Origin of the sequence: Listeria rocourtiae subsp. hofi (assembly GCF_963575615.1) — a bacterium.
Taxonomy (GTDB): Bacteria; Bacillota; Bacilli; order Lactobacillales; family Listeriaceae; genus Listeria_A; species Listeria_A hofi.
The window spans coordinates 1-1141 of record NZ_CAUYTL010000086.1; the positions used below are offsets into that span (position 1 = coordinate 1).

1 protein-coding gene is annotated in these 1141 nt (G+C 37.9%); it reads left to right on the forward strand.

Features of this window, described 5'->3' with window-relative positions; translation table 11 throughout:
* A partial coding sequence (locus R8925_RS15815; protein WP_430536743.1) for an IS110 family RNA-guided transposase occupies positions 1–1026 on the forward strand: 1026 nt, incomplete at its 5' end.
* Positions 1027–1141: the final 115 nt, after the last annotated feature.

Here is a 1141-nt window from a genome sequence, read left to right on the forward strand (position 1 = left end):
TATTCTAAAGTCCTTGAATCTTTTATGCAAGCCAATCAATATCCTTATTATCTACTAAATCCTTTAGAGGCTAAACAACAATGTGATCGATTACGTGTGCATAAAACAGATCGTAGTGATGCGCATAAATTTGCTCAAACACATCCCACCTCTAATCGAATGCCGAAGGTTTTTGAGAGAGCTGAATATCAACAGCTGCGTGCTTTATCTAGATTTTATGAGGAAATCGACAAAGAGATTATCTTGGTTAAAAGCAGATTACACAACGCATTACAATTGACATTTCCTGAGTTGATTTCGATATTTCCAAATCAGAACTCGGCGTTGTACCTGAATGTACTTCTTCTTTTCCCGCACCCAGAACTCGTGTTAGCTTGCTCAAGAACGGTGTTGAAAAACAAACTTCTTGCGAACACAAAGAAAAACTTGTCTTCTGAACGTGCGTTGAAAAAAGCAGAGGAACTCGTCAGCATAGCTAGCTCTTCTTATCCAGCGGTTACGCCAGAAGATATTGTGGTTTCTAAAGTACGTTATTATGCAGATAAAATGATGTATCTACTGCGCAAGAAGCAAGAGATTATCGAAGAAATGGAAAAGCTGGCCTCGCCTCTACCTGAATATGATATATTGAGACAAATACCTGGGATAGGTAGCTCTAGCGCGGTGCGCTTTATTGCAGAGGCTGGGGACATTCGACGTTTCTCGACGAGCAGAGAACTCAATGCCTATGCTGGTATCGATATCAGACGATATCAATCTGGAAAGACTTTTTATTCGGATCATATTAATAAGCGTGGCAACCCCAAGTTGCGTAAACTGCTTTATCTTATTATTCAAAACATGTTAAAGAAGCAACGGGATGCCCCTAATCATATTGTCCATTATTATTATAGACAAAAAGAAGAACCCTATAACAAATGTCATAAGGTCGCCTCTGTGGCTTGTATCAATAAATTATTGAAAACAATCCACTATCTGACTATAGCAAATCAAATGTACGACTACCGTTTAGCGACAACGTCGTAACATCTTTATTATAACAGCCTGCCTCCTTTTTTAAAATTGAAAAGAAGCAGGCTTAATTTTCTATGCCTAAAATACTTATATATTTATAAGGTTTATTGGTTGACTAATCGTAAGA